Annotated in this window: 20 protein-coding genes; 10 read left to right on the top strand and 10 right to left on the bottom strand. The window is 68.0% G+C overall.

The genetic code is table 11. The features are described from left to right. Positions 1-38: 38 nt before the first annotated feature. Both OG326_RS27095 and OG326_RS27090 read right to left on the bottom strand, forming a co-directional pair. Entirely contained in the window at positions 39-935 is an 897-nt protein-coding gene (locus tag OG326_RS27095; RefSeq protein WP_442790833.1) for a tat pathway signal sequence, read from the bottom strand. 172 nt (positions 936-1,107) lie between these two features. Then, entirely contained in the window at positions 1,108-1,293 is a 186-nt protein-coding gene (locus OG326_RS27090) for a hypothetical protein (RefSeq protein ID WP_327139940.1), read from the bottom strand. Positions 1,294-1,490: 197 nt separating this feature from the next. On the opposite strand from OG326_RS27090, the gene recC reads away from it, so the two are divergent. From recC to OG326_RS27070, 4 genes are all read left to right on the top strand, one after another. Next, entirely contained in the window at positions 1,491-4,829 is a 3,339-nt protein-coding gene (recC, locus tag OG326_RS27085) for an exodeoxyribonuclease V subunit gamma (protein ID WP_327139939.1), read from the top strand. 475 nt (positions 4,830-5,304) lie between these two features. Then, entirely contained in the window at positions 5,305-8,718 is a 3,414-nt protein-coding gene (locus OG326_RS27080) for a UvrD-helicase domain-containing protein (protein WP_442791056.1), read from the top strand. Between the two features lie 130 nt (positions 8,719-8,848). After that, positions 8,849-10,732, top strand: coding sequence for an exodeoxyribonuclease V subunit alpha (gene recD / locus OG326_RS27075; RefSeq protein ID WP_327139937.1), 1,884 nt, complete (start codon positions 8,849-8,851; stop codon positions 10,730-10,732). Positions 10,733-10,843: 111 nt separating this feature from the next. Continuing rightward, positions 10,844-12,328: a flavin-containing monooxygenase gene (locus tag OG326_RS27070; RefSeq protein ID WP_327139936.1), complete on the top strand. Its 1,485-nt coding sequence runs from the start codon at positions 10,844-10,846 to the stop codon at positions 12,326-12,328. 23 nt (positions 12,329-12,351) lie between these two features. Here OG326_RS27070 and OG326_RS27065 read toward each other — a convergent pair whose 3' ends face one another. Continuing rightward, positions 12,352-12,813, bottom strand: a complete 462-nt coding sequence (locus OG326_RS27065; RefSeq protein WP_327139935.1) for a hypothetical protein — start codon at positions 12,811-12,813, stop codon at positions 12,352-12,354. 107 nt (positions 12,814-12,920) lie between these two features. Beyond that, positions 12,921-13,592 (bottom strand): TetR/AcrR family transcriptional regulator, encoded by a 672-nt coding sequence (locus tag OG326_RS27060; RefSeq protein ID WP_327139934.1) that lies wholly within the window; start codon positions 13,590-13,592, stop codon positions 12,921-12,923. A gap of 130 nt (positions 13,593-13,722) precedes the next feature. Between OG326_RS27060 and OG326_RS27055 the strand changes: the two genes are divergently transcribed. From OG326_RS27055 to OG326_RS27035, 5 genes are all read left to right on the top strand, one after another. After that, on the top strand, positions 13,723-15,294 hold the full coding sequence (locus tag OG326_RS27055) for a succinic semialdehyde dehydrogenase (RefSeq protein WP_327139933.1): 1,572 nt from the start codon (positions 13,723-13,725) through the stop codon (positions 15,292-15,294). Between the two features lie 34 nt (positions 15,295-15,328). Beyond that, positions 15,329-16,153 carry an SDR family NAD(P)-dependent oxidoreductase gene (locus OG326_RS27050; protein WP_327139932.1) on the top strand — a complete coding sequence of 275 codons (825 nt, stop codon included), beginning with the start codon at positions 15,329-15,331 and terminating at the stop codon, positions 16,151-16,153. 221 nt (positions 16,154-16,374) lie between these two features. Continuing rightward, entirely contained in the window at positions 16,375-17,538 is a 1,164-nt protein-coding gene (locus tag OG326_RS27045; RefSeq protein WP_327139931.1) for an SPFH domain-containing protein, read from the top strand. Positions 17,539-17,697: 159 nt separating this feature from the next. Beyond that, positions 17,698-19,206, top strand: a complete 1,509-nt coding sequence (locus OG326_RS27040) for a hypothetical protein (protein WP_327139930.1) — start codon at positions 17,698-17,700, stop codon at positions 19,204-19,206. Between the two features lie 17 nt (positions 19,207-19,223). Further along, positions 19,224-19,724 carry a hypothetical protein gene (locus tag OG326_RS27035; RefSeq protein ID WP_327139929.1) on the top strand — a complete coding sequence of 167 codons (501 nt, stop codon included), beginning with the start codon at positions 19,224-19,226 and terminating at the stop codon, positions 19,722-19,724. Positions 19,725-19,749: 25 nt separating this feature from the next. Here the strand turns inward: OG326_RS27035 and OG326_RS27030 are convergent, their stop codons facing one another. The 5 genes from OG326_RS27030 to OG326_RS27010 form a co-directional block, all read right to left on the bottom strand. Further along, complete coding sequence (locus tag OG326_RS27030) at positions 19,750-21,453, bottom strand: MFS transporter (RefSeq protein WP_442791055.1); 1,704 nt, start codon at positions 21,451-21,453, stop codon at positions 19,750-19,752. Positions 21,454-21,535: 82 nt separating this feature from the next. Then, the gene (locus OG326_RS27025; protein ID WP_327139927.1) at positions 21,536-22,438 is read right to left on the bottom strand and encodes an aminoglycoside phosphotransferase family protein; all 903 of its coding nucleotides are present in this window, start codon (positions 22,436-22,438) and stop codon (positions 21,536-21,538) included. 30 nt (positions 22,439-22,468) lie between these two features. Continuing rightward, entirely contained in the window at positions 22,469-23,185 is a 717-nt protein-coding gene (locus OG326_RS27020; protein WP_327139926.1) for an HAD family hydrolase, read from the bottom strand. Next, positions 23,182-24,045: a putative protein N(5)-glutamine methyltransferase gene (locus OG326_RS27015; protein WP_442790832.1), complete on the bottom strand. Its 864-nt coding sequence runs from the start codon at positions 24,043-24,045 to the stop codon at positions 23,182-23,184. The genes OG326_RS27020 and OG326_RS27015 overlap by 4 nt, the downstream gene beginning before the upstream one ends. Positions 24,046-24,088: 43 nt before the next feature. Next, positions 24,089-24,949 carry a YdcF family protein gene (locus OG326_RS27010; RefSeq protein ID WP_327139924.1) on the bottom strand — a complete coding sequence of 287 codons (861 nt, stop codon included), beginning with the start codon at positions 24,947-24,949 and terminating at the stop codon, positions 24,089-24,091. 232 nt (positions 24,950-25,181) lie between these two features. Between OG326_RS27010 and OG326_RS27005 the strand changes: the two genes are divergently transcribed. Further along, the gene (locus OG326_RS27005; protein WP_327139923.1) at positions 25,182-26,030 is read left to right on the top strand and encodes a bifunctional 5,10-methylenetetrahydrofolate dehydrogenase/5,10-methenyltetrahydrofolate cyclohydrolase; all 849 of its coding nucleotides are present in this window, start codon (positions 25,182-25,184) and stop codon (positions 26,028-26,030) included. A 74-nt stretch (positions 26,031-26,104) separates the two neighbouring features. Here the strand turns inward: OG326_RS27005 and OG326_RS27000 are convergent, their stop codons facing one another. Next, entirely contained in the window at positions 26,105-26,854 is a 750-nt protein-coding gene (locus OG326_RS27000; RefSeq protein ID WP_327139922.1) for a L,D-transpeptidase, read from the bottom strand. Positions 26,855-26,992 lie beyond the last annotated feature (138 nt).

Genomic DNA, 26,992 nt, shown 5'->3' with positions numbered 1-26,992 from the left:
GCCACCGGGCCGCGCTCAGCGTCGAGTGAAGAACCTGCTCAGCGGCCCGCGAAGAGCATCTGCGCGACGTGCGTGGTGGTCTCGGAGCCGTCGGTGTAGCTGCCGTCCGGGCCCTGCTCGGTCATGATGGCGAGGGTGTACCGCTCGCCCGGCCCGGCGAAGCCGACCGAATTGACGACCCAGCCGCCCTGCTCATCGGACCAGCCGTTCTTCAGGCCCGGCTGCATGGCCGCGCCCGCGCCCCACACGCCCCAGTGCTGATTGGTGTCGACCTTGCGCATGCGGTCCACCAGATAGGCCCGGTCGTCCGGATTCATATGGTTCAGGACGCTGTCCATGAGCCGATCGAGATCGCCGGGGGTGCACTGTTGGAAGCCCCAGTCCGGAAAGAGCTTCACCTGCTCCAGCGAGGTGGTGGGCGGCAGCGGGGTGAGCCCGCTCATACCGTTGGCGCGGAAGGCGTTGTTGAACGACATGCGATCGATGCCGGCGAATTTGTTCCAGAGGATGTCGGCGTCCGCGTCGTTGGAGGTTGCCAGCATGCCCTCCATGGTGGCGCGATCGTCGGGGCCCAGCGTGATGGCGCCCACGCGGGCGCGATTCAGCAGATCCTCCGCGATTGCGAGTTTGATGGTGGACGCGGTCCAGAACATGGTGTCCGCGTTGCCATTCCGGTACATGCCGCCCGAGACGCGGTCACGCATCACATATCCGGTGACGCCGGGACGACCGGCGAGATAGTTGTCGACCGCGGCTATTCGATTACTCATATCGCAGTCGAATCCCTGCAGGCAGCCCTGCATGAGTACCGGCTTGGCGCCGGCGGAGGGGATGAATGCCGGCGCGGCGGGAATCAGTGCCGCGGCGGCGAGGAGGCAGGTGGAGGCGGCCACGCGGGAGCGCCGGGCCTTCGGGGAACGCACGGAGGGAAACAATAGACACCGCAATGCCTGTTTTGCACGTCTTGAGATGGTTTGCCCTGTCTGCTATCGAAATGCCGCTGTCACAGGGGGTTTCGCTGTCCGTGTCGGCGAGTCCGCCGATCGGCCCCTGGCGCGCATGCGCTTTCGCTGCGGCGCGCCCGGATTCGCGACTCGCCCGAATCGTTCAGCGGAATGCGGCGGTGAGTTCTTCGGTGCGGCGGCTGTTGAGGCGATAGCAGTGTTCGAACGCCTCGGTGTGGCGATCGCGCGCCCAGCTCTGCAGGACGACGTGGCGACCGTAGTACCGGGAATTCACCAGCTCCCAGCGCTCTCCGACCCGCCGGACGGTGAACCCGCGTCTCGGGATCATAGGAATCACAGACGCAGACATCGCGCAACCAGCCTTTCGTGATGGACCAACGATCTCCCCGAAATGCACTGTCGCATACCACACTAGAAATTCGGAGTGGCGCGCCCTAGCAAATCACGGGCGTGTGGTGGGTGTCACGCGGCCGACCGTAGAGCCAGATGATTGCATATCGTTCGCTGGCTGTATAAACACAGGTCGTGCACATTCATCGTGCGGAGCGTGCTGACACGCTTGCCGACGCGCTCGCCGGGCTGCTCGCGGATCCGCTCGGCGATCCGTTCACCCCGGAAGTCGTCGCTGTCCCCGCCAAAGGCGTCGAGCGCTGGCTGCAGCAGCGGCTGGGCGTGGTGCTCGGCAGCGCCGCGCATGCCGACGGCGTGGCGGCCAATATCGACTTCGCCGATCCGGCCGCACTGGTGGCGCGGGTGCTGGCGGAGGCGACCGGACTGATCCCGGACGAGGACCCGTGGGCGCCCGAGCGGGTGGTGTGGACGCTGCTGCCGGTGCTCGACGCCGCGCTGACCGAACCGTGGAGTGCGGTGCTGGCCCGCCATCTCGGCAATGGTGATGCGGGCGGGCATCGCGTGGGCCGCCGGTACGCGACGGCGGCGCGCATTGCCGAGCTCTTCGGCGGGTATGCGATGCAGCGCCCGGCCATGATCACAGACTGGGCGGCCGGTTCCGATACCGACGGCGCGGGCCATCAGCTGCCGCCCGATCTGGTGTGGCAGCCCATGCTGTGGCGGCGACTGCGGGCGGAGGTCGGTACGCCGAGCCCGGCCGAGCGACTCGACGCGGCCTGCGCGCGGCTGCGGGCCGAACCGGAGTCGGTCTCGCTGCCGGAACGGATTTCGCTCTTCGGCGTGACACGATTGAGCACCGATCAATTGCAGGTGCTGTCGGCCCTGTCGGCCGGGCGCAGCGTGCACCTGTGGCTGGTGCATCCCAGTCCGGCGCTGTGGACCAAGCTGGCCGACGCCGAGGTCATCCCGAATTCGGGTGTGCGCGTGCGGCATCCGCTGCTGGCCGCGCTCGGGCGCGATGTGCGCGAGCTGCAGCAGCGATTGGCCGCCTACGATCACATCGACACCTATCACCCGCAGCCCGAGGCCATCGGCGCCCGCACCCTGCTGTCGGAACTGCAGGCCGCCATCCGGCAGGACCGCTGGTCGCTCATGCCCGATCCCGCGCTGGCCGACGGCAGTATCGCCGTGCACTCCTGCCACGGTCCGGCGCGGCAGGTCGAGGTGCTGCGTGATGCCCTGCTCGGATTGTTCACCGCGGACCCGACATTGGAGCCGCGGGACGTCATCGTCATGTGCCCGGACGTCGAGAGTTACGCGCCGCTGGTGCGCGCCGCCTTCGGGCAGTGGTCCATCGACGGGACCCAGCCCGGCCATCCCGCGCACGGACTACGGGTGCGGCTGGCCGACCGCGCGCAGCGGGCGGTGAACCCGCTGCTGGATGTGATCGCCACGCTGCTGGAGCTCGCCGACGGCCGGGTCACCGTCACCGAGGTCCTCGATCTGGCTGCGACGGAACCGATTCGGCTGCGCTGCGGTTTCGACGACGACGATATCGAGCGCTTGCGCGAGTGGTCGGCGGAGACCGGTGCGCGCTGGGGAATCGGGCTGCGGCAGCGGCAGGCCTTCGGGCTCGGCGATTTCGCGCAGAACACCCTCAATGCCGCCGTCGACCGGATTCTGCTGGGTGTGGCCGCGGGGGAATCCACCGAGGACTGGCTGGATCTGGTGCTGCCCCTTGATGATGTCGACAGCAATGATATCGATCTGGCCGGGCGTTTCGCGGAGTTCGTGGACCGGCTCGCGGTCTGCCTGCGCGATCTGCGCGGGCCCACGCTCGCCGAACCGGCCGGGTCCGCGCGGCCCGCCGCCGAATGGGCGACCGTGCTGGGGCGTGCGCTCGATCTGCTCACCGAGGTGCCCTACAGCCAGGGCTGGATGGGTGTGCAGGCGCGGCGCGAGCTGGCCGCCGCCACCGAGCACGCCGGGCAGATTCCGCTGCGGCTCACCGATATTGCCGCACTGCTGGCCGCGCGCCTGGCGGGACGGCCCTCGCGGGCGAACTTCCGCACGGGTGAGCTGACGGTATGCACCATGGTGCCGATGCGTTCGGTGCCGCATCGCGTGGTGGTGCTGCTGGGTCTGGACGATGAGGTGTTCCCGCGCGCCGGCGGTGCGGATGGCGACGATGTGCTGGGGCGGCACCGCCTGCCCGGTGATCGTGATCCGCGCAGTGAGGATCGGCAGTTGCTGCTCGATGCCATCATGGCGGCGGGGGAGCGACTTGTGCTGCTGCACACCGGATCCGATCCGGTCACCGGGGCGCATCGGCCGCCCGCGATTCCGCTGGCCGAACTGCTGGACACCGTGCGCGCGCACGTCGGCGCCCCGGCGCTGGATCAGGTGATCACGCGGCATCCGCTGCAGCCCTTCGATCGCCGCAATTTCCGGGCCGACAAGCCGTTCAGTTTCGACAGTGTCGCGCTGGCCGGTGCGCTCGCCGCACAGCAGGCGCCCGCGCCGCGGCCGCCGTTCCTGGCCGGCGCCCTGCCCGGCGGTGAGCGCAGTGATGTGGAGCTGGCCGATCTGGTCTCCTTCGTCGAACATCCGGTGCGGGCATTCCTGTGGCAGCGCTTGGGAATTCGGGTGCCCGAGAGCGCCGAGGAGATCGCCGACCGCCTGCCCATCGAGCTGGACGGGCTCACCAAATGGGGTATGGGCGAACGGATGTTGAACGCCCGGCTCACCGGCGTCGATCCGAATGCGCTGCGCGCGGCCGAATGGCGGCGCGGGACGCTACCGCCGTTCGCGCTCGGGGCGGCGGTGCTCGACGAGGTGGAGACCACCGTGGACCGGCTGGTGCGGGTTGCCCAGCCGCTGCACGAAATCCCCGCCCGCACCGTCGATATCGCGGTGGACCTGGGCGACGGCCGCCGGCTCACCGGTACCGTGCCCGATGTGCACGATGATGCGCTGCTACGGACCACCTTCTCCCGCCTCGCCCCGAAACATCGCATGGCGGCCTGGGTTCGGCTGCTGGCGCTCGCCGCGGCCGGTGATCATCAGAGCTGGCGGGCCATCACCATCGGGCGCGGCAAACATGCCCGGCCCGCATGGCAATCCACCCTCACTGCCCCGAATGCCCCTGCGGCCCGGGCCTTTCTGCGTGACCTGTGCGCACTGCGCGACGACGGTCTGAACGAGGCGCTCCCCATCGCGCCCGCGGCCTCGGCCGCCTACGCGGAACGCCGCTGCCAGGGCTCCTCGCCCGATGAATCCCTGCTGGCCGCCGAGCAGGAATTCGACGGCGGCAAGGACGGTCCCGGCCGCTACGGCGAACACACCGACCGCTACCTGCGTTACGTCCTGGGCCCCACTCCGCGCTTCCACCAGCTCACCGGAACCCTCACCACCGCGCCGCCCTCCCTGGAGGCCGAACCCACCCGCTTCGGCGAACTGGCGCGCCGCATGTGGAACCCCCTGCTCACCAACGAGAATCAAAGCCAGCCATGATCACCTCGCACCCGACCCCGCGGTCCGCCCCCGACAACGAAAGGCGCGGATGACCGACGACCTGTTCTCGATCGCCGACACCGACTTCGACGTCCGCCCCACCACCCGCCGCAGTAGCGGTGCGGCGGGCGGTGATTCGCGCCCCGGCCGCACACCGGCGGGCGACGACGGCGCCGATCTCTTCAGCCTGGTCGGGGACGTCACGCCCGAGGGCGGCGGGGCCTCCGAGCGGTCGCCGCGGGACGAGACAGGCGGGGTGAACGCGCGGAGCGGACAAGGGAATCCGGACCCGCACGGCGATGCGGCGGGGTTGCGGGAAGGCAGTGGTCGGGCGGGTGAGATGACCGGCCCGGCGCGGGAAAACGCCGAGGACGCACCCGATCTGTTCGGAGCTGCCGCGCGCGATCTGCCCGGGTTCGTGGATCCGGTGCCGGCCGCAGGCGGTGTGGATTCCGGTGCGGACCTGCCTCGATCGATGGGTGAGGGACTCTGGGCAGCAGCGGAATTGTCCGGAGCGGCCGAAGGCTCGGCGAGTTCGAATACCGATGCCGTGGACGGCGATACGGGCGACGGATTCCAGCTGACCGGGCCGTTGCCGGTGGGGACGACGGTGCTGGAGGCGAGTGCGGGGACGGGGAAGACGTATGCCATCGTCGGGCTGGCCGTGCGGTTCGTGGCCGAGGCCGGGGTGGATATCTCGCAGTTGCTGCTGGTGACGTTCAGCCGGGCGGCCACGCAGGAGTTGCGGGAGCGGACGCGGGATCGGTTCGTCTCGGTGGCGGCGGCGCTGGCCGATCCGGAGCGGGCGCAGGCGCAGGGTGATGAGCTGATTCGGCATCTGGCGCAGGCGAATCCGGGGGAGGTGGCGGCGCGGCGGGAGCGGTTGCTGGCGGCGCTGTCGGATTTCGATGCCGGGACCATCGCGACCACACACAGTTTCTGTCAGCGCATGCTGGACGAGCTGGGACTCGCGGGGGAGCAGGACCCGGGCGTGCGGTTGGTGGAGAACGTCGATGAGGTGGTGTCCACCGTCGCCGATGATCTGTATCTGAGCCGGTACGCGCGGGACATCCCGCCGTTCAGTCCCGCCGATGCGCAGCGATTGGCCGCCGCGGCGGTGGGGGACGGGGCCGCCATGCTGGTTCCGGAGGCCGAGTCCGAGGACGATCCGGCGGGGGAGCGGGTGTCGTTCGCGAAGGCGGCGCGCGCGGAAACCGCTCGGCGCAAACAGCTTTCGGGTCTGCGGGATTTCGACGATCTGCTGGTGCTGCTGCACGAGGTGCTGGCCGATCCGGAGCACGGGCCGCGCGCCTGTCGGCGCATTCGGGACCGGTTCCAGGTGGCGCTGGTCGATGAATTCCAGGACACCGATCCACTGCAGTGGGACATTCTGCGGCGCGCGTTCCACGGGCACACCACACTGGTCCTGGTCGGCGATCCCAAGCAGGCGATCTACGCCTTCCGCGGTGCGGAGGTGCTCAGTTATCTGGATGCGGTGGCGCACGCCGACTCCCGGCGTGAGCTCACCACCAATCGGCGCAGTGATGCCGGACTGCTCACCGCGCTGGAACACCTGCACGGCGGTGCGGCGCTGGGGCACAAGGAAATCACCGTGCACGCGGTGGCCGCGACCCGCCCCTACACGCGGCTGTCCGGAACTCCCGAATCGGTGACGCCCTTCCGGCTGCGGTGTCTTCCGCGCACCGGTGCGGGACCGCTGAACCGCTCCGGCTATCCGACCGTCGGGCGGCAGCGGGAGCGCATTGCCACCGATGTCGCCGCGGATATCGTGCGCCTGCTGGAATCGGGGACGCGTATCGAGGCCGGGACCGCGGGCGAAAGGCCGCTCGGGCCCGGCGATATCGCGATCCTGGTGCGCAATCGCAATCAGCTCGACCTGGTGCGCAAGGAACTGGAACTGGCCGGGGTGGCCTCGGTGCTGGCGGGCGGTGCGAGCGTCTTCGGTACACCGTCGGCCACCGAATGGCTGTGGGTGCTGCACGCTTTGGAGCAACCGCACCGCGCCGATCGGGTGCGCCTGGCAGCCGGTACCGCGCTGCTCGGGATCGCCGCCGACGAGATCGATTCCGGCGGAGCGGATCTCGTCGGACGCCTGAGCGCCGAATTACGGGACTCGGCACGGCTTTTCGCCCGTGCCGGATTCGCCGCCGTCTTCGAGAAGATGAGCGCCGAAACCCGGCTGGCGCCGCGACTGCTCGCCCTGGAGGGCGGGGAGCGGCAGCTCACCGACCTGCGCCACATCGCCCAACTGCTCGATGATGCCGCGCTGCGTGAGGGTTTGGGTCTGAGCGCGCTGACCCGCTGGCTGGGTGATCGGGTGCGCGATCCCGCCTCCGGCAGCGTCGCCGATCGCAGCCGCAGGCTGGACCGCGATGCCGCGGCCGTGCAGCTCGCCACCGTGCATGCCAGTAAGGGTCTCGAATTCCCGGTCGTCTACCTGCCTTTCGCCTGGGACGCCGCGAAGCTGCGCAATCCGCCGACCCTGCTCTTCCACGATGAGCAGGGCCGCCGCGTCCTCGATGTGGGTGGCCCGGACGCTTCCGGTTACGGCACCCGCAAGCCGCGTGCCGAGGCCGAGGAGGCCGCCGAGGAGCTGCGCCTGCTGTACGTGGCGCTCACCCGCGCGGGCGCGCAGGTGGTGGCCTGGTGGGCGCCCGCCTTCGATACGCAGACCGCGCCGCTGCACCGGATGATCCTGGGCCGTGAGCCCGGCAGTCCGGCCGTGGCGGACAAGGTCGCGGTGCCCGCTGATTCGGTGGTGCTCAAACGCATTTCGGAATGGGCGTCGACTGCCGAACCCGGTGTGATCGCCGTCGAGCCGGTGCACGAGATCAGGCGGGCCCGGCTGCGGCGCGACCATGCGGCATCGCTGCCCGAAGCGCTGGCCGTCGCGCATTTCGACCGCACGCTGGATCAGGAATGGCGGCGTACCTCGTACTCGGCGCTGACCGCCGGTGCGCACGATGCCATGCCCGCCGGAGATCAGCCCGACGGTGGCGGGGTCAGCGACGAGCCCGAGACCCCGAGCGTGCTCGAGGACACCGTCGACGTATTCGCCACGGCCGCACCGTCTCTCATGAATACACTGCCCTACGGTGCGGAATTCGGCACGCTCGTGCACGAAATCCTGGAGTACGTCGATACCGACGCCGCCGATCTGCCCGCCGAGATGCGGGCCCGCTGCCGGCATGCCGTCGCCGAGCAGATGTTCGACGCCGATCCGGAGGTGCTCGCCGACGCACTGCTCGCGGTCATGCACACCCCGATCGGATTCGGTTCCCTGGCACAGATTTCCGCCCGCGACCGGCTCAGCGAACTCGATTTCGAATTGCCCCTCGCCGGTGGCGACAATCCCACCCCGACCCGGGTGACGGTGCGCCGCATTGCCGAACTGCTGCGCCGCCATCTCCCCGCCGACGATGTCTTCGCCCCCTACGCCGACCAACTCGCGCACCTCGAGGACACCCCGCTGCGCGGCTACCTCACCGGCAGTATCGACGCCGTATTGCGCACCCCCGGAACGTCTTTCGTCGTGGTCGACTACAAGACCAACCGCCTCGGCCAAGGCGACCTCACCGTCGCCCACTACACCCACGAGCGCATGGCCGCCGAAATGATGCGCTCCCACTACCCGCTCCAGGCGATCCTGTATTCCGCAGCCCTGCACCGCTACCTGCGCTGGCGCCTCCCCGACTACAACCCCGCCCAGCACCTCGGCGGCATCCGCTACCTCTTCGTCCGAGGCATGATCGGCCCCGACACCCCGGACGGCTGCGGCGTCTTCGACTGGAAGCCGCCCCCCGCCCTCGTCGAGGACCTGTCCCTCCTGCTCGCAGGCGAACTGACGAACCCGGAGGCAGACCGTTGAATCGCACCGATAGTGGGCGCAGCCCGGACCTAGCTGTGACGGTCTGTGAATCTGCCACCGCTGATCTGTTGTGGGCGGGTGCGAAAGAGTCCGTTCGGAACTCGGCGGACAGCCGACGGGAGATAGCGCGATGACGTCGATTCAGTTGGCGCAGCGGGGGACCGGGCTGTTGCAGACGTTCAATGCGGCCGGGGTGTTGTCGGCGGCGGATCTGCATGTGGCGTATCGGCTCGGTCGGTTGGGGCAGGAGAATTCGGGGGCGGTGCTGTTCGCGACCGCGCTGGCCGTGCGTGCGGTGCGGTCGGGGTCGGTATGCCTGGAAGTGCGGCGGATGCACGAGATCGGCGTGGATGCTGAAGGGGCCGAGGAGTCCTCGATCGATCCGGCGACGCTGCCGTGGCCGGATGTGGACGAGGTGATCGCGGCGCTGCGCAAGAGTCCGCTGGTGTGCGGGAGTCCTGCCGGGCCGCTGCGGCCCTTGCGATTGATCGACCCGCCCGGATCGGACGCCGGTCCGCTGCTCTACCTGGATCGGTACTACCGGCAGGAGGAGACCATCCGGCAGGCGCTCACCGAGCGTTCCACCACCCAGCCCATGGTGGACGCGGAACTGGTTCGGCGCGAGCTGGATCGGCTGTTTCCCGGTGAGGGCGGGCCGGGGGAGCCGCCGGATCGGCAGCGGCTCGCGGTCGCGCTGGCGGCGACGCAGTGGACCACCGTGGTGGCGGGCGGGCCGGGCACCGGCAAGACCCACACCATCGCGCGCGTGCTGGCGCTGCTGGTGGCGCATCAGCAGGCGATGCCGGGTGCGCCCGCGCTGCGCATCGCATTGGCCGCACCCACCGGCAAAGCCGCTGCGCGACTGCAGGAGTCGGTGCGCGAGCAGGCCGGTGACATCGGACTGCCCGAGCTTACCGCCGCCACGCTGCACCGTCTGCTGGGCTGGCAGCGCGGTGGCGCGAGCCGGTTCAAGCACCACGAGTTCAACCGGCTGCCCTACGACGTCATCGTGGTGGACGAAACCTCCATGGTGTCCCTGACCATGATGAGCCGGCTGCTGCCCGCGGTCCGCCCCGATGCCCGCCTGGTACTGGTGGGCGACCCGGATCAGCTCGCCTCCGTCGACGCCGGTGCGGTGCTCGCCGACCTCGTCGCCGGACCGATTGCGGGCCAGGCGAATCCGGCCCTGGACAAGATCCTCGGCGGCGAATTGCGGGATACCGCAGGCCATCCTGATGCGCTGTCGGTCCGCGAGCGGGAACGACTGCGCGGCGGCATCGTTCGCCTCACCCGGGGCCGCCGCTTCGGCGGTCGCATTGCCGAACTCGCGGTGGCGGTGCGCGCCGGTGATGCGGATACCGCCTGGGAACTGCTCGTCGCCGGTGGGACCGAACTGACGCTGCACGGTCCGGACGACACGGCGGAGGTGCGCGCGGATGTGCTGCGGGCGGCGCGGGCCGCCACGGACGCGGCCGAGGCCGGTGATGCCACCGCCGCGCTCACGGCCCTCGAATCGCACCGCCTGCTCTGCGCACACCGCCAGGGCCCCTACGGTGTCGAACGCTGGGACCGCCTGGCCGCGAGCTGGGTGGTCGCCGCCGGCATCAGCACCGATCCCGGCCCCGGACACTGGTATCCGGGCCAGCCCCTGCTGGTCACCGCCAACGATCACGAGGCCCGCATCTACAACGGCGACACCGGCGTCATCGTCCGCGCCCCCGACGGCACCCTGCGCGCCGCCCTGCAACGCGGCACCGAGCCCTACCTGGTGCACCCCACCCAGTTCCCCGGCGTCACCACCGTCTACGCCATGACCATCCACCGCAGCCAGGGCAGCCAGTACGACACCGTCTCCGTAGTCCTCCCCGGCCCCGAATCCACCCTCCTCACCCGAGAACTCCTCTACACAGCCATAACCCGCGCCCGCCGCCACGTCCGAGTCCTCGGCACCGAAGAATCCATCCGCGCCGCCATCGGCCGCCGAGTCCTCCGAGCCAGCGGCCTCCGCGCCTGACCGCTCGTGGCCGGGGTTGTCGCCGAATTCTTCTCGCGGTCGTAGGTCGCTTCGGGCCTGCGGTGGGTGTGCGCTGGATACGCTGGGTGGGGGCGAATCGAAGGAGTGTCGATGAGCGGTGCGGCTGGGCATGTCGATGTGCTTATTGTGGGGGCCGGGCTCTCCGGGGTGGGGGCGGCCTATCACGTGCAGCGGGCGTTTCCGGGGCGCACGTATGCGATTCTGGAGATGCGGGAGGCGATCGGGGGGACGTGGGATCTGTTCCGCTATCCGGGGATTCGGTCCGATTCGGATATGTACACCCTCGGCTATCGGTTTCGGCCGTGGCTGGGGGATAAGGCCATTGCCGATGGCGGTTCGATACTCGAGTATGTGCGGGACACCGCCGCCGAGGGCGGGATCGACAAGCACATTCGGTACCGGCATCGAGTGGTGAGCGCCGAATGGTCGTCGGTGGACGCGCGGTGGACGGTGACCGCGGACCATGACGGCGAATCGGTGACCATGACCGCGAACTTCCTGTTCAGCTGTTCCGGCTACTACCGCTACGACGAGGGCTACACCCCGGATTTCGCCGGGATGCAGCGCTTTCGCGGGCCCATCGTGCATCCGCAGCACTGGCCGCAGCAGTTGGAGGTGGCGGGCAAGAAGGTTGTCATCATCGGCTCCGGCGCGACCGCGGTGACTCTCGGCCCGGCGCTGGCCGAACAGGGCGCGCACGTGGTCATGCTGCAGCGCTCACCGTCGTACATCATCTCCATGCCCGCACGGGATGCCATTGCCGATCGCCTGCGCCGCATCCTGCCCGCCCGTGCGGCTTACGGTTTGGCGCGAGCCAAGAACGTCGGCTTCAGCACCGCCATGTACCAGATCTCGCAGCGGTATCCGAAGCGTATGCGCGCCTGGATCCACGGTCTGCAAGAGCGTTGGCTCCCACAGGGTTACGACATCGACACGCATTTCACTCCGACCTACGACCCGTGGGATCAGCGACTGTGCCTGGTGCCCAACGGCGATCTGTTCCGGGCCATCCGGCACGACACGCTGGAGATGGTCACCGATCGGATAGAGACCTTCACCGAGACCGGCCTGCATCTGGAATCGGGCCGCGACCTCGAGGCCGATATCATCATCACCGCAACGGGTTTGAACCTCGTCGCCTTCGGCGATATCGCCCTGACGGTGGATGGCGAACCCGTCGAACTGCCGAATGCCATGGCGTACAAGGCCATGATGCTCTCCGACGTCCCCAATTTCGCCTTCATCATCGGCTACACCAACGCCTCCTGGACCCTCAAGGCAGATCTGGTGTGCGAGTACGTGGTTCGCCTGCTCCGTCACATGGACACACACGACTACGCCAAGGCCACCCCCATCCGCGACCCGTCGGTCGGCACCGCCCCGTTCCTGGATTTCGAGCCCGGCTATGTCCTGCGCGCCCTCGATCGCCTCCCCAAGCAGGGCGACCGCGCCCCCTGGAAACTGCATATGAACTACCTGCGCGACCTCCCGAAACTCCGCTACGGCAAGGTCACCGATCCGGCCATGCGCTTCGAGCGCGCGAGCAAACCTGATCGCATATCGAGCGCTCCGTAGCGGACCATCCTCTACTGCGGCTCCTAGCTGCGCGGAATGGCGCGAACAACCCGCTCGCGTGGAGCCAGCAGGCAGAGCAGGGCCACGACGAGCCCGCCGCCGACCAGGTACAGACCCCAACTGCCGTTCAGCAGAGTGCGGTAGTCCGTGCGCAGCTCATGATCGAACTGCTCGTCGAGCCGCCAGGTGAGCACGCCCAGGCTCGCCAGCCCGGCCAGTACGCCCAGCCAACCCAGCACCCGGGAACCGAAGAGCGCGGCCAGCAGCACAACGGCCGCGACGCCGAGCAGCACGATGGCCAGCGATACCACCAGCGACACGGATTGATTGCCGGCCTGATCGATGGTCTGCCCGGAACCGAAGCCGTTCCGCAGATCCGACAGCCGGACATGCCGGGCCTCGACCGTGCCGAGCAGCGGACCGAATGTGCCGACCGCAATGACAATGGCACAGGCGAAAAGCAGCAGGTGAACGAAAGTTCGCATAAACCACGGTAGGTGCAATTCGGGCACGGCGCCGGGAACCTGGCCGGTCCGGCAGGCGAACGCCGCGATTTGCTCCGCGCGCGAAATTAGCTGGTGAGCGGGTTGCGCTAGCTGTCGGCGGCGAAGAGCCCGGGAATTGTCAGGGCGTATTCGACGTCTTCGCGGCGTCCGAGGGTGACCAGGACGCTGCGAATCATGGTGAGGCGGGCCGCCGCGATGGTCTCGGGACCGGGTTCGCCGCCCGCGGAAATCCGGTAGACCACGAATTCGCAGGTTTGCAGGGCGGTATCCAGATCCAGGGGAGCCGGTACCGGTCGGCTCAGCTCGACGAACTTGGTGCGAACGAGTTCGCGAATATCGTCCAGGGCTCGCTCCCGATAGGACGAGACGGGCGAGCCGGGATCGTGCAATTCCGCGAAGAGCGGGGAGAGCATCGGGCCGTGGCCACTCGCCCAGTAGAGATAGGCCTCGATCATATTGATGCCCAGTTGAACCGGCTCTTCGGTGCGATCGAGCGCGGCGCGAATGCCGCCGACCAGATCGTCGTTGGAGAGGGTCAGGACCGCGTGCAGGGGTTCGACGGCATTGGCGAAGTAGCGGTAGAAGGTCGGCCGGGCCAGCCCGGCCGCATCGATGATGCGGGCGACGCTGAGCCCGCGCGAACCGTGTTCGGCGAAGACGTCGGCGGTGGCCAGGACGATTCGCGCGCGCACCTGATCGGCCTGCTGCGCCGTCTGCGGCGGGCGGCCGCGACGGGCCGCCGTGGAGGCCGTTGTCATGGGCGGCCACCGCGCGTACGGCTTGACATGAGGTGCGTCACGCCTATTAATCTAACACTAGTGTTCACCTAACATCGGTGTTCAGTAAATAGCGGGCCAGCCCGCGTCCGACTCCTCGAGAGGGCGACCAATGTCGACTGCCCCGCAGCTCGCCGCCGCCGATGCACTGCCGTTCGACCTGGTACAGCGACTGCTCGGCCATGCGGTCGCGGGCAGCGCGCCGTCGGTCGAGGTCTTCGCCCCGGCCACCGGCCGCAAGATCGTCGATCTGCCGCAGTCCTCGGTCGCCGATGTGGAGACCGCCTTCGCCACCGCGCGCAGCGCCCAGCAGACGTGGGCGAAGGTGCCGGTCGGGGAGCGCGCCGCACTGCTGCGCCGCATTCACGATCTGGTGCTCGCCGAGCAGGACACCATTCTCGATATCGTGCAGATCGAGACCGGCAAGTCGCGCGTGCACGCGTTCGACGAGGTCTCCGATGTCGCGGTCAATACCCGCTTCTACGCCGCCGAGGGCAAACGCATTCTCGCGCACCGCAAGCCGCGCGGCGTCATGCCGCTGCTGACCCAGGTCGAGGTTCGCAACCGGCCCAAGGGCGTGGTGGCCGTGATCTCGCCGTGGAACTATCCGCTCGCACTGGGCGCCTCGGATGCGCTGCCCGCACTGCTCGCGGGCAATGCCGTCATCGGCCGCCCCGACAATCAGACCGCGCTGACGCTGCTGTGGGCCATCGATATCGCCGAGCGCGCGGGACTGCCGAAGGGCCTGTGGCAGGCCGTCCTCGGCCGCGGCGCCAAGCTCGGCCCCGAGGTCATCGCTCGCGCCGATTACGTCGACTACACCGGTTCCAGCGCCACCGGCCGCACCATCGCGCAGCAGGCGGGTGAGCGGCTCATCGGCTACTCCCTCGAACTGGGCGGTAAGAACCCGCTGCTCGTGCTGGAGGACGCCGACGTCTCCGCCGCCGCCAAGATCGCGGTGCGCGCGTGCTTCGCCTCGGCTGGGCAGCTGTGCGAATCGATCGAGCGAATCTATGTGCACGACAAGGTGTATGACCAGTTCGTCACCGAATTCGTGGCCAATACCAAGAAGCTCACGCTCGGCAAGACCCTCGACTTCGACTACGAGATCGGTTCGCTGACCTTCCCGCGCCAGATCGACACTGTCAGTAAGCATGTCGACGATGCCGTCGCCAAGGGCGCGACCGTGCTCGCGGGCGGTAAGGCGCGCCCCGAACTGGGCCCGTACTTCTACGAGCCGACGGTTCTCGCGGATGTGCGCGAGGGGATGACGGTCTTCCGTGAGGAAACCTTCGGCCCGGTCGTCTCGGTGTACCGCGTCGCCAGCGATGACGAGGCCGTGACCCAGGCCAATGACACCGCCTACGGCCTCAATGCGAGTGTGTGGAGCCGGAATACGGACCGCGGACGCGAGATCGCCGCCCGCGTCAATGCCGGTTCGGTGAACGTCAACGAGGGCTTCATCGCCGCCTGGGGTTCGGTGGCCGCACCGTCCGGCGGGCTCGGCATCTCCGGCACCGGTCGCCGGCACGGTCCGGAGGGCCTGCTCAAGTACGTCGACACCCAGACCATCGCGGTGCAGCGCATGCTGCCCATCGCCCCGCTGCCCGGTATGTCGGAGCAGCTGTGGGCCAAGACCATGACGGTCTACCTGGGCGTCATGAAGTCATTGCGGCAGAAGTGATTCGCGGACAATCGATACAGGGGAGCAGCAGGGTATGAAGAACGTAGCGGGCAAGAAGGTCCTCGTCACGGGCGCCGCTATGGGCCTGGGCAAATCGTTCGCGGAGCGAGCGGTGCGCGAACAGGCCGCCCACGTGGTGCTCTGGGATATCAATGAGCAGGCGCTGAAGGAGACGGCCGCCGAGCTTGCGGCGTTGGGCAGCAGCAGCATTCACCACTATGTGGTCGACGTCTCCGACCGTGATGCCATTGCCGAGCACGGCGCGGCGGTGCGCGAGCAGGTCGGCGATATCGATGTGCTGATCAACAATGCGGGCATCGTGCGCGGCAACGGCTACTTCTGGGAGACCGAGAACAAGGCCGATATCGACAAGACCATGGCCATCAATTCCCTTGCGCCCATGTACATCACGCTGGAGTTCCTGCCGGCCATGGTGAAGAACTCCGGCGAGGCGCGGGTGCTGAACATCGCCTCCTCGGCGGCGCTGGTCGCGAATCCGCGCATGAGCGTGTACGCGGCCTCGAAGTGGGCGGCGCTGGGCTGGTCGGACTCGGTGCGGCTGGAGCTGGAGCAGTCCGGCAACGAGCACGTCAAGTTCACCACGGTCTGCCCGACCTACATCAATACCGGAATGTTCGACGGCGCCAAGGGCTTCCTGTTCACCCCCATCCTGGAGCAGGAGGAGGTCGTGAACACCTCCTGGGAGGAGATGAAGAAGGGTGCGGCGCTGGTGGTGCTGCCCTGGACCTCGCGGCTCAACCGCGCCATCTCCGGACTGCTGCCGCTGAAGGTGCGCGACTTCTACCTCAACAGCGTCGGCGTCTATCACTCCATGGACGAGTTCACCGGCCGCAAGTAGCTTTTCGAGCGATGGCCCGCGGGGAGATGCTCCCCCCGCGGGCCATTGTCCTGTCCGGCGGAGGTCGTCATTTCCGGGCCGAACCCGCTGGTCAGCAGAGTGCGATAACACCGGGGGTACCTGCGTGCGATAGCAGTTCGCGTGGGACACGAGCGTTTACACGCCTGTGCGATACTCGCGCAGGGCGGGCGCTGTGCCCGAAGGGAGGAACAGGAGACTTCATGGGCCTGATGGACATGATCCGGGGCGAATTCGTCGACATCATCGAGTGGCTCGACGACACCCGCACCACCTTGGCGTGGCGATTCCCGCGCTACGACAACGAGATCAAGAACGGTGCGGAACTCATCGTCCGGGAGGGCCAGCGCGCGGTCTTCGTCTACCGGGGGCAGCTGGCCGATCAGTACGGGCCCGGGCACTACACGCTCACCACCGAGAACATGCCGATCATGTCCACCCTGCAGGGGTGGCGGTACGGCTTCAATTCGCCGTTCCGGTCCGAGGTGTACTTCATCAATACCCGCCCGGTCACCGATATGCGCTGGGGGACACCGCAGCCCGTCACCGTGCGCGATCCCGACTTCCGGATGGTGCAGATCCGCGCCAATGGCACCGCCATGGTCAAGGTCACCGATGTCGAGGTGTTCCTGCGGCAGATGATCGGCACCAATGCCGAGGTCGACGCCGATGTGCTGAGCGAGACGCTGCGCAACAATATGGCGCTGGCCTTCTCCGATATGGTGCTCGCGAGCGGGCTCGGGGCCATCGATCTGCAGGGCCGTCAGGTCGAATTGTCCGGCAAGCTGGGCGAATTCGTGGCGCAGCGGCTGTCCGGATTCGGCATCGGCGTCGATCAGGTCACGCTGTCGATCTCGCTGCCCGAGGAGATCCAGCAGGCCATGACGCGCGGTGTCGCCCGCGGTGTCGAGGCCGGCGGGTTCATGAACAATGTCGACCTCAATCGGTATCAGCAGATGCAGGCCGCCGACGCCATGCTCGCCGCCGCCCAGAACCCCGGCGGGGGAATGGGTGCCGCCATGCAGGCCGGAATGGGAATGGTGCTGGGCGGGCAGATGGCCGGGCAGATGCAGGGCGGATTCGCCCAGCCCGCGCCGCAGCAGGCCGCCGCGCCGCAGCAGGCCGCGCCGCCGCCGCTGCCGGGTCAGCAGGTCTTCCACTTCGACAATGGCGGGCAGGCGGCCGGGCCGTTCCCGATCGAGCAACTGCGCCAGTATGTTTCGGCCGGACAGCTCACCCGCGATACCAATGTGTGGGCCGAGGGCATGGCGGGCTGGGTTGCCGCCTCCACCGTCCCGGCGCTGCAGACGCTCTTCGCCGCGCCGCCGCCGCTACCGGGCACCCCGCCGCCGCTGCCGCCGCACTAGCGCCGCGCGCGAACACCATCCACGAGACCGGCGGGTGCGCCGGCGAGACATGCCCGCGTGGGCGGCGAATACGTCACCACGCCGGTATCGTCGGCGCACCTGAAAGTCTCTCCGCAGCAACGGTGTAACCGTCGCTTCCGTCACCTCGAGTGAGCTCCAGTGAACGACAACCAGCCGCCGTACCCGGCCGCACCCCCACCGCTTCCCCCTCGGGGATCGGCCGCCCCGCCGCCGCTCCCGACCTCGGAGCCGCGGCCGTGGACTCCGCCGGTGCCCGCCGCCCCGCCGCCACTGCCCCCGGCCGGTGCGCCGTCTTCCGGCCCGCCGCCACTTCCGGCCGGGCAACCTCGAGCCGCTGCGCCGCCGCCACTTCCGCCGCAATCGGGATACGCGCCGCAGGCGGGGTACGCGCAGCCGGTATTCACGGCCCCGGTGCCTGCGCCTCCGGAGGCTGCTCCGGCAGCGCCGGTGCCGCCGCCGGTTCCCGATCGCGCCATGCTGCACACCACCGAGCAGACGCGCACCTATCCGTGTTCGTCGTGCGGTGGGCAGCTGGGGTTCGATCCGGTGGGACAGGATCTGCTGTGCCCCAACTGCGGTAATCGCTCGGCCATCACCGTGCCGAACACTCCGGTGCAGGCGCGCGAGCTCGGATCGGCCATCGCGGAGCTGCGGCAGATCCAGGCCGGTCAGGCCGGGCCGCAGGTCACGGGAGAGTGGGAGGTGAAGTGTCAGAACTGTGGTGGGACAACCGGTTTCAACGGCACGCTCACCGCCACCCGCTGCCCCTACTGCGCGACGCCCATCCAGCGCGACGATGTGCACAATGCGCCCGCCCGGCTCCCGGTGGACGGGCTGCTGCCCTTCCACGTCGGTGAGAAGCAGGCGCGGGATCTGGTCGAGAAGTGGGTCTCCGGACGGTGGTTCGCACCGTCGAAGTTCCGCAAGTACCGGCGGATCGGCGCATTCTCGAGCCTCTACACCGCGTACTTCACCTACGACGCCGATACCGACACCTGGTACCAGGGTGAGCGCGGCGAGGACTATCAGGTGCGGACCGGCACCGATGAAGACGGCGATCCGATCTACGAGACGCGTACCCGCTGGTTTCCGGCCTCCGGTGAGGTGAGCAATCAGTTCGCGGATCTCCCGGTGCTCGCCAACGAGAACCTGAACCGCTCGCGCATTCGCGCGCTGGAGCCCTGGCCGGTCGAGGAAGCCCGTTCGTACTCACCGGAATTCGTCGCGGGTCACCTGTGCCGCACCTACGACAATGACGCGGAACAGTCGCTGCCCGAGGCGCAGCAGCGCATGGAGCAGGCGATCGAGAGTTCGGTGCACGCCGCGATCGGCGGCGACCGCCAGATCGTCCACGAGTCCAATACCTCGTGGAACTGGCTGGCCTACAAGCATCTGCTGCTGCCGATCTGGCTGCTGACCGTCGTCTATATGGACAAGCCGTACCAGGTGTACATCAACGGCCTCACCGGCGAGGTTTCCGGCGACCGCCCCTGGAGCAAGATCAAGATCATTGCCTTGATCGTGGCGGTGCTCGTCGCCATCGTGGCGATCATCCTGGTGTACAACGGACTGCACGGCCATCACACGGCCACCAGCCGGACCACGGTGCCCCGGCCGCCGAATACGGCGCCCGGACACCACAATTAGCGGATGAGGGTGTAGCGATGGTGTGGGTGCTCGTACTTCTGATCGTGCTTGTCGTAGCGATCGGCGGCGGCATAGCGCTGCTCTCGAAACGTCAGAAGCAGGCGGTGGGCGCCGCGAATCAGGTGGTCCCGGGCACCCCCACCCGGGCCCCCGCCTCCTGGGCGGGCTCCCACGACCCGGCGCCGCGCCTGCACCGCCGCCTGCGCGATGCCATGACCGCCCTGCGCACCGCCGACGCCCTCGACGACGGCACCACCCTCGTCCTGCGCGCCGAACTCGAACAGGCCGCCCTGTCCTGGGACGACCGCCTGGTAGCCATGGCCGCCCTCCCGCCCGCGGCCGCCGCCGATCAACTGAAATTGGCCACCGATGCCGTTGCATCCATCGAATCCGGTGTAGCCCAATACATCTCGGCCGCCACCCAGCGCACCGCCGCCGACACCACGGCCGGTCTGGCCGCCGCCCGCGCCCAGCTCGACATCGCGACCGAAATCCGGAAGTCGCTGGAGACCAGTTGATCTGACAGGCCGGACGCCGGCGAACTCAGCCCTCGTTAATAGGGGCGCGGACTTTGCCCGGGTCGTTGGGGCGCAGCATGGTGGCAATCGCGGCCACCAGCGTCATGGCCGTCGCGACGGAGAACACGATGATCAGTCCGTGGTGCAGCGGGCCGGCGACCAGCTCTGGGAAATACGTGGTGCTGGTCAGCTTTTGGGCGTGGTCGGCGGGAATGGTGTTCAGGACGCCACTGGGGGCCAGGAGGTGGCCCAGCGGGTTGTAGCCCAGGAACGCGGCGAACAGCGTTGCCACCGGCGGCAATTGGCTGAGGTGGGTGGCCACGTCGGCGGGAACGCCCTGCTGTTGCAGGCCGCCCGCCAGCGACTGCGGCAGGCGCGCGGCCAGGCCGGTGATCATGAGCGAGAAGAAGATTCCGATCGACAGCGACATGCCGGAGTTCTGGAATGTCGCGCGCATGCCGGAGGCGACGCCGCGCCGGGCGGGCGGCACGCTGCTCATGATGGAGGAGGTATTGGGCGAGGAGAACACGCCCTGGCCGATGCCGTTGAGCAGAATCAGCGCCGCGAACACCGGGTAGTCGAAATTCACCGGCAGCAGCAGTAATCCGGCAAACGACAGCGCCATCACCAGCAATCCGCCGGTGGCGAAGGGGCGGGTGCCGAAACGGTCGGACAGCAGGCCGGAGAGCGGACCGGCCAGCATGAAGCCCGCGGTCAGCGGCAGCATGTAGATGCCGGCCCACAGCGGGGTGTCGGCATAGTCGTAGCCGTGCAGCGGCAGCCAGATACCCTGCAGCCAGATGATCAGCATGAACTGCAGTCCGCCGCGTGCCATGGCGGTCAGCAGGGCGGCGCAGTTGCCCGCCGCGAAGGTGCGAATGCGGAACAGCGCGAGGTCGAACATCGGTGCGGTCACCCGCATTTCGATGAGGCAGAACAGCCCGAGCAGCGCGACGCCGCCGAGAATCGCGGCGAGCACGAGCGGACTGCTCCACCCCATGGTGTGCCCGCCGTAGGGCTGAATGCCATAGGTGATCCCGGCCAGGATCGCGGCCAAACCCACGGTGAAGGTGAGGGTTCCGGACCAATCCATCCGGCTTCGCCTGCTGACACCGGTTTCCCGGAGGCTGCGGTAGGACCATATGGTGCCGATCACGCCGATGGGCACATTGATCCAGAACACGGCCCGCCAGTCGATGGCCGCGAGCACGCCCCCGAGCACCAGCCCCAGAAACTGCCCGCCCAGCGCCGCGATCTGGTTGACGCCCAACGCCATTCCGCGCTGTTCGTCGGGAAAGGCATCGGTGAGAATGGCCGCCGAATTGGCCATCAGCATCGCGCCGCCGACAGCCTGCACCAGTCGCCAGCAGATCAGCCACAGCGCACCGGAGCTGCCGGTCATCGGATCGAGTGACAGCGCGAGCGAGGCCGCCGAGAAAATGGCGAACCCCAGGTTGTACATCCGAACCCGGCCGAACATATCGCCGAGCCGCCCGAACGCCACCACGAGCACCGCCGTGACCAGCAGATAACCCATGATCATCCACAGCAGATAACTGATATTGCCGGGAGTCAGCGGATCCAGCCCGACACCCCGGAATATCGCGGGCATCGCGATGATCACGATCGACGCGTCCAGCGTGGCCATCAGCATGCCCAGGGTGGTGTTGGACAGTGCCACCCATTTGTACCGATCACCCTTGATGACCGGCGCATCCTCGGCTCGCAGACCGGTCACAGGTCAGCCACCACACTCACCTAGCAAAGATACATTCATTAGCTTTGCTGATGGTCCTGAAGTTCTCAGGGTCCTACGTGAGGGCTTCGGCGAGCTGATCGGTGGCGTGGATCAGCCAGGTGGGATCGCCCTGCCTGCGTCCCAGCAGGGCTTCTCGGACTGTCCTGGCCTGGGTCCAGCGACGGGTGTGAACCGGGTCGAGTTGGGCTGCGTCGCAATAGATGCCGAGCAGGCGCAGCACCTCGGGCTTCAGGTTCGGGCTGCCGAGCAGGGCGGCGAAGCGCGGGCTGCGGATGACATTGAGGGCATTGTGGGCCGGATCGCCGACGTACCCTTTGGGATCGATCGCCAGCCAGGGTTCACGCTCGGAGGCCAGGATATTGGCGTCGTGCAGATCGCCGTGGATCAGGGTGTTCGGCTGATCCGGTCCGAGTTCGCGCAAGGTGGCCAGCGCGGCGTCCAGGACATGGGCCGGCAGGGGATGGTCGAAAGCTGCCGCGGCGGCGAGCATTTCGTCCTCCCACTCGCCCCTGCGATCGGACAGCCTCGGAAGTCCCGGCGGCGCTTCGATGCTCAGGCGGTGCGACAGCCGGCCCTGGATGCCGAGGGCCTCCTCGTGGTCGGTGACCGAGGCCAAGGTCCGGTAGTGCGCCCGCTCCAGCAGCATGGCGAAACGGTCGTCACAGCGCTCGAAAAGCTGTGCCGCACCGCGGCCGTTCCAGGCGGCAAAAGCATCCGGCTCGTGGACATTGCCCGGGTGCGGGAACGAGACCTTGATGACCGCGGGCGGCAGATCGCGATGCCGCACCGGCACCACGATCCCGACCTGACCGTGCATGACCGGACCATCGGGCGTGCAGGACCAGTGCTGCAGCAGGTCCGCTACCAGCCCCGGCAGGGCCGCGATCCAGGTGCGCCCGCGTTCGCCTTCGCTGAATTCTTTGGTGAACGCGAAGGACTCCGGTATGTCGATCATCAGACGACTCTAGGCACGCACCGGCAGCTGTCAGAGGGAGTCGAGTCCGGAGGCGAACGTTGTCGCGCTCAACTCCACGAGGGACGGGATGATGGTGACGCCTTCCCGGTGGGCCACGCCCCGGGCGGTGCGGTCGAGCCAGTAGGCGCGCAGTCCGGCATTGCGGGCGCCGAGGCCGTCGGTGTCGAAGCGGTCGCCGACATAGGCGACCTCGTCCGGGGGCAGCTCCAGCATTTTGCAACCCGCGAGGAAGATGGCGGGATCCGGTTTGGCCGTGCCGAATTCGGCGGAGCACAGGACCGCGTCACCGAAGTGGTCGAGCAGGCCCACCGAGCGGAGTTTGTCCTGCTGGTGTGCCAGTGAGGAATTGGAGACGATGCCCAGGGCCACCTGACCGGCCAGGGCGCGCAGCGTCGGCGGGACATCGGGGAAGGTGATCCAGGCGACGTCGCGGCGGGCGGCATAGTCGGCGAACCAGGCGGACGGATCGGCGACCTTGATGCCGATATGGGCCAGGAACAGTTCGGTGCGCACCAGCTGCTGGCCCTTGAAGGTGAGCTCGCCGGCCAGGAAGCGCGGGTAGTGCTCTTCCTCCAGGCTGCGCCAGAGCGCGACTGCCTCATCCGGTGATTCGAACAGCCAGAGCTGGTCCTCGGCGCGCAGATGCCCGAGCAGGCCGATGCGCGCGGTGGCCGCGTAGTCGATGAGGGTGTCGTCGACGTCGAAGAGAATGCCGCGAATGCTCATCCGGCCACGCCCGCTGCCAGGGGACGGGTGCCGATGACCACTGTCGCGCCGATGTCCTCGTCCTCGGCAATGCGCGCGATCAGCCCGTGCTCGTGCATGACGGCCGCGGCGTGCGGCGCCTGCAATTCGCTCTCCTCCACCAGCAGATGCCCGCCCGGCGCGAGCCAGTGTGCGGCCACGGCGGCGATCCGGCGCAGTACATCGAGGCCGTCCGCGCCTCCGTCCAAGGTCACCCGCGGTTCGTGATCACGCGCCTCCGGCGGCATATTCGCGATCTCGGCGGACGGCACATACGGGGTATTGGCGAGCAGAATCCGCACGCGCCCAGCCAATTCGGCGGGCACCGGATCGAAGAGATCACCCTCGAGTACCCGCGCGCCCAGCGCTGCGAGATTGCGCCGGGCGCAGGCGACGGCGGCCGGTTCGATATCGGAGGCCGTGAGTTCCACTCGAATACCTTCCGCCGCAAGCTCGGTCGCGAACGCCATCCCGAGTGCACCGCTGCCGCAGCACATATCGATCGCGATGATCGACGACTCGGACGCTGTGCTGACCTCACGCGCGAGCGAGACGGCCTGCTCGACCAGGAAGCCGGTACGCTGCCGGGGAACGAACACCTCGGGCGTCACCGCGACCCGTAGTCCGCGAAACTCCGCCCACCCCAGGAGATGTTCCAGCGGGACGCCCGCAATGCGCTGCCCCACAAGCGATTCCAGCTGCCCGGCATCGGTGGCAGTGGCGACCAGCAGTTCGGCTTCCTCCTCCGCGAAGACACAACCGGCCGTCCGGAGTGCCGCGACGAGGGTATCGGTATCGGGAGAACTCACTGCGCCATTGTGCCCGCCCCGACCTGCGCACATGCCATGCGGGTCGGAACGGGCGGTAGGAAGCGTCGCGGAGCGGTTAACGCGAGGTGGGCAGCAGCAGGGTGCGCGTGGCGTCGAGATAGATGCCGCGCTGACTGGCGCGAGCCGGCGGCGCCAGCGAGGAAACCAGCTGCTCGAGCGAGGTGGTGGCGCCGACAACCGGGATGCCCGCCACGATGAAATCCGCGACCGCACGGCGAATGTGATTGGGCGAGGTGACCACGATCGCGCTGGTCGCGCCCGCCTTGCGCAGCATATCGGTCCCGAAGAGCGCGTTCTGCACGGTGGATCCGGCACGATGGTCGGCCACGATCCGGTTGGCCGGAATGCCATGGCCGATCAGCCAGCCCTGCATGGCCGCCGCCTCGGTGATGCCGTTCTGCGGATTGCCGCCGGTCACCAGAATCGGTGACATGGGCGAGGCGATCGCCTGCAACCAGGCCGCCTGCAGCCGGTTCACCAGTTCGGGGCGCATCGTGCCGTCTGGCAGCAGACCGTAGCCGAGCACCGCGATACCGGTGGCCGGTCCGGCAATGGCCGGAATCGGATTGGGCAGGGTGCCGACCGCGGACCCGATGGCCCGGAACACATTCCGGGTGCCGTCGGCCAACTGCGGATTCAGGCCGTTGAGGCGGTTGAGCGCCACCTCCCGGGTGACCAGATCACCGGTGTAGTCCGACCAGATGGCCTGCAGGGACAGCGCCTGCGCGTCATCGGGGGATTCGGCGAGCAGATTCCGCAGGTCGGCGAGGCCGCCGCCCTCGTTGCCGTCGGTGAAGTTGTCCTGCGCCGAGTTGTAGAGCGCGCCGGCGTCGGCGTGCGCGACGGCCGGTCCGTAGAGCGTCAGGGCGGCCGCGGCCGCCACGAGGAGTGTTGGTAAACGCCTGGCGATCTGCACTGCTGTCGACCTTTCGGAGAGGGTCACACATGCTTGCTGGATATCTATGCCTGTTGCTGACTAATGGCTCGGTACCGAATGCTGACACGATACGGCTGACCAGAGCTTTCTTCGGGTATTTGCCATAGCGATTTATAAGGTTTGGACACCGATGTGTCGGGGAACACACGCGCGCGAGCCCGGCCTGCGGTGCGCGCGGTGCGGCGCGGCCGTCGGGATAAGGTGTGAATCCGTGGACACGACTTCGCTTATCGGCAAGGAACTCGCCGCTGCCATCAATGCCGACACCAAGGCACGGGCCGCCGCGCTCGCGGAGCAGGGCGCCGCGCCGCGCCTGGCGCTGGTGATCGCCAATGACGATCCGGCCAGCATCTGGTACGTGAAGTCGCTCAATCGCGCTGCGGAGCGCAATGGAATCACTTGCGAGAACGTCGATCTCGGCATCGATGCTACCGCCGAGCAGATTCGCGTCAAGCTTGCCGAACTGTCGGCCGACCCGTCGGTGGACGCGATCATGCTGCAGACCCCGCTGCCCAAGGGTGTCGGACTCGACGATGTGAGCCTGTCCATCGCCGCGGCCAAGGATGTCGACGGCGTCAGCCCGCTCTCACTCGGTCTGCTCGCCTCCGGCCTTCCGGGCTTCCCGCCCGCCACCTCCGAGGCCGTGGTGGAGCTGGCCAAGTTCCACGCGATTCCGCTCGCCGGTCGCCTGGTCGCGGTCGTGGGCCGCTCCAATGTGGTCGGCAAACCGCTGGCTCAGCTGCTGCTGGCCGAGAACGCCACCGTGACGGTCGCGCACTCCCGCACCACCGATCTGCCGTCGGTGACCTCGGCCGCCGATGTTGTGGTCGCCGCGGTGGGCCGCGCCGGACTGATCACCGGCGAGCACGTGCGCGAAGGCGCCGTCGTGATCGATGTGGGCACCAATGAGGACGAGAACGGCAATATCACCGGTGATGTGAATGCCGAATCCGTGACGGGTAAGGCCTCGGCCCTGAGCCCCGTGCCCGGCGGCGTCGGCCCCGTCACCACCGCGCTGCTCATGCGCCATGTGGTGCAGGCGGCCGAATCCGCGCGCTGAGTCTCACAATTCGCTGAACACAGAAGTCGGGGGCCCGAAGGCCCCCGATTTTCTGTTCTACCGGTGCGTCGTGCTCACCAGTGCGTCGTCACCGGATCACCGATCGCGACATTGTCGTAGTACCACTCCGCATCCGCCGGAGCCAGATTGATGCAGCCGTGGCTGACATTCGAATTGCCTTGTGAGTCAACCGACCACGGCGCCGAGTGCACATACACGCCGCCCGAGGTGAGGCGCTCGGCGAATTCGCCGGTCATCAGATAGCCCTCCGGATCGCTCAGCGGAATGCCGATGGTCCGCGAATCGAAGGTCACCGTGCGTTCGCGGGACATGACCGGGAACGTGCCGACGGGAGTCTCACGGCCGGGTTTGCCCATGGAGGCCGGCATGGTTCGCACCACGACGCCGCCGATGGACACCGTGAAGGTGTGCGCCGACATATCCGCATCGGCCGACGTGCCGCCGTTCGTATCGAATTGGGTGTGCAGGCGACCCACCGACACCGTGATAGGTGCTGAGGTGGGCAGGTAAGCGGCCGGAGTCCAGGTCAACTGACGGTCGTCTACCCAGGAGAAGTGCCCGGCCAAACTGGTTTCGGCGCGTACGCCCACCGCCTGTTCGGCGCGAGCGCGATCGGCGACCGGTGCGGCGAACTGCACCCTGACCGGTGCGGCTATGCCCACCACTTCACCGGGCCCCGGCGAAATCGCCTGCACCGCCGGGATATCGGGTGCTGTCAGCACCGCCCCTGCGGCTCCGGAGCCGAACACGGCTGCTGCCGCGAGTGTTGTTGCGGCAAACAGAAAACGAATCGCGTTCCGCATCGTTCCATCCCTTCGCGAGGGTGTGGTTCTGGGAGCTCAGACTATGACCTGATTATCCCTTTCCTATGGAAATGTTCTCGCTTCGTGACATTCCACACGGCGTGGACACTTGGGGATAACGAGGCGGCCAGGTATTAG

The organism is Nocardia sp. NBC_01327, assembly GCF_035958815.1.
GTDB lineage: Bacteria > Actinomycetota > Actinomycetes > Mycobacteriales > Mycobacteriaceae > Nocardia.
The sequence above is the reverse complement of the archived record's forward strand: the minus strand, read 5'-3'. Positions and strand labels throughout refer to the sequence as shown.